The sequence below is a fragment of the Streptomyces albus subsp. chlorinus genome (assembly GCF_013302895.1).
Classification (GTDB): Bacteria; Actinomycetota; Actinomycetes; order Streptomycetales; family Streptomycetaceae; genus Streptomyces; species Streptomyces chlorinus.
The window spans coordinates 5568661-5571772 of record NZ_VJOK01000001.1 but is presented as its reverse complement, the minus strand read 5'-3'; the positions used below and the strand labels follow the sequence as shown (position 1 = coordinate 5571772).

2 protein-coding genes are annotated in these 3112 nt (G+C 74.1%); both read right to left on the bottom strand.

Annotated features, from left to right (window positions below):
- Nucleotides 1-978: PucR family transcriptional regulator ligand-binding domain-containing protein (locus FM076_RS24500; protein WP_173873085.1), on the bottom strand; the 978-nt coding region annotated here is incomplete at its 3' end.
- 102 nt (nt 979-1080) lie between these two features.
- The coding region (locus tag FM076_RS24495) for an ATP-binding protein (protein ID WP_173873084.1) at nt 1081-3112 on the bottom strand (2032 nt) is incomplete at its 5' end.

Sequence of the window (3112 nt, the reverse complement as noted above, 5' to 3'; positions counted from 1 at the left end):
CTCCTGCGCGTAGCGAGCGGCGGCAGCGGAGGCCGGCTCTGCGACGATCACCCGCATCGGGGCGTCCAGCAGCCCGCCGTAAAGCTGTCCGGCCACGGCTCGCGCGTGGTCGCCCTCCCCGACGAGCAGCATCTTCATGATCGCGGCGCCCAGCCGCTGCTCGGCCTCCTGCAGGGCGCGGGACCGTTCGGTGGTGAGGGTGAGCAGGGCGATGGCCGAGTTCACCGCGTACCGTTCCGCCGTGCCGAGCGGCGCCGCCGTGCCCACCGCCAGGACGGCCTTGGCGCGCCGGCCGCTGCCGATCGACTGGAGTTCGACACGGTCGTCCCCGCTGTCCGCCTCGCTGACGACCGCGCTGGCCGGCGCCGGCCGGTCCCGCAGCCGCTCGGCGTCCCTCACGAAGCGCGCCGCCCGCCGCACGGCCCAGGCCGGGGCGGTGGCCACGACGCTCCCGGACGCGTCGTAGAGCGCGGCCCAGCCGTCGACCTGGGAGGCCAGCCGGGCCAGCAGCGCGGAGGGGCCCTCGCGGGAGAGGGCGGCGCGGGTCATCTCCCGCTGGGCGTCGAAGCCCGCGGTCACCGCCCGGTACTGCTCCGCGGCGATGTCCGCCGAGACCGCCTTGCTGATCGCGATGAACGGGGTGCGCCGGGGCACCTCGAGCAGGGGCAGCCCGGCGTCCCGGCAGGCCTCGACCAGCGCCTGGGGCACCCCCTCGTAGTTGACACCGGCCGCGAAACCGAGCCCCACCACACCCTTGCCCACCAGCTTCTCCACGTAGGCGCGCATCACCTCGGGGTCGGCCGCGTCGAGCTTGAGGCCCGTGAAGAGTATGAGCTCGCCGCCGTCCATGTACGGAGTCGGATCGGCCAGCTCACTGGCGTGCGCCCACCGCACGGAGGCGTCCAGCCGGTCGTGCCCCGCGAGCACGGAGAGGCGGAGCGCGGAGTTCTGGACGAGCGTCGCGAGAGTCGGTGACATAACGCATTTCACCGTACAGGCGTCCGCCCCTGTTCGGTCATTCACTCATTCGGGCATGTGCCCCGCATCACCTTCGTCCGCGCGCCCGCGGCACCGGGCACGTCACTCCCCCAGTCTGGTGAGGATCGGCGGCGTCCGCTCACCACGCACCGTGGTGAAGGAGAGCACGGCGTGCTCGGGCTGCAACTCGTTGGCCAGGTCCGAAGCCGACCACCGCTCCCGTTGCTCACTGCGCACGGTGACCGACTCGGCCGTCACATGCTTCCCCGTCGCCAACCGGCGGACCGCGTGCAGCATGCGGGTGACCGGCTCGTCGGAGACCAGCTGGCGGTTGGTGACCGTACGGGTCTGGACCCACTCCGTACCCCACACCTCGGCGAACCGCTCCGCGTCCCACGGCGTGACCCCGGCACACACCATGCGGCAGCCCACGGCGCCCAGCAGCGGGCCGCGCAGCGGCTCGGGCACATCGTCCAGCGCGCGCAGCGTCAGTAGCACACCCGCGTACGCCGAGCGCAGCCGCTGGAGCCCGCGCAGCGCCTGCGGGGTGATGGTCTGCGCCGCGTCGTCCAGCACAAGAGAGGCGAACAGCGACTGGTCACCGCGGGCCACCGCGCACTCGGTGAACTGGGCCAGCACCAGCCGCGCCAGGATCCGGGACGCCTCCGCGTGCCCCCGCTCCGGCAGGTCGATACGCACCCGCAACGGATGCTCCAGCGCCCGCAACGAGAAGGGGCGGCGGCCCTTCGCCGCCCTGGGGCTCCCCTCGGGCAGGAAGAAGTCCGCGAACGCGGGCCGGTCCAGCAGCGCGATGCGGTCGGCCAGCAGGGCGGCGATGTCCCCGGCGCGCCCCGACTGGCGCTCGAACGCGTCCAGTTCGCGCAGCTGACTGCTCTGCCCCTCGGCACGCAGCGCCTCCCGCAGCGCGTCCAGGGCGCCCGGACCCCCGTCCAGCAGCTCCCGCAGCTCCGGCACCGTGGGGAACCGCTGATGCACGGCGGCGAACGGGCCGATCATCTGGGCCAGCGACGTCGCCGCCCGCCTGCTGTCCCCGCCCGGAAGCGCCGCCACCAGATCGCCGACCAGCGCCTCGGCGAGCATCCCGGCCGCCTCGTCCGGGTCGGTCGTCCCGCCGTAGAGGTCCAGATCGTGGGTCGAGTCCGGGTGCCCCAGACGGATGACGAGATCGAACGCGTCGTCGGGCACGAAGTGCGAGCCCGCCGGGCTCACCGCGATCACGGCCGCCTGCCCGGCCAGCGCCTGCAGACAGAGCGACTCCACCACGGGCCGGGCCAGCTTCGTCGTCTTCCCCGTCCCCGGCGGCCCCACGGCCAGCGCCGACGTGCCCAGCACCGAGGGGTCCAGCGCGATGCCCGCACCCCGGTAGTCGTGCGGATTGCGCTCCGAGTCCGCGGCCCTGCCGATGCGGACCTGGCGCACCGAGAGGTCGTGCCGGGCGGCCCGCACCGGCAGGTCCCGGGCTCCCGAGGGATGCCCGCACGCCTCCGCCCCGTCGGCGAGCACGCTCTCCACGAACGCCGTCAGCCGCTGCGGCCTCGCCCGCACGGCCTGCCACGCCCGTTCGATCCGGGCCTGGTCCACATCCGTCATCCGCCCGGCCCGCAGCTCGGCCGCCAGCCTGTCCGCGGCCTCCCCGGCACCCCCGGCCCGCAACTCGGGCCACTCCACGGGGTCCTGGTGGGGAGGAGGGGCGGGGGCCGGCTCCACGGGACGGTCGGGGACGGCTCCCCCCGTCCCGTCCCCACCCCCGGCCCGCAACCGCGCGACCACCCGCCGCGCCAGCTCGTCCCAGCGGCCGATGCGGCCGAAGAAGACGGCCAGGCCGATGAACACGCCACTGTTGTAGATCCAAGCTGCCAATACATATAGCGTCTTGTCGCCCTCGTCCCTCCACGACTCGGGAGTGAGCGCGGCGAGAGGCCACTGCCAGTAACTGCCCAGATAGCCATGCCACAACAACGACCACAGCAGCCACCCCATCAGGAAGGAGACGACCGCGCCGCTGACGAGTTGCCGGGCCGGGATGCGGTCGGGGTCCTCCGGGGGGCGGGGCGGTAGCCGCAGCGCCAGGATGCCGGGGAGGGCGGCGGGGCGGGGCAGGCGGAGCCAGTCC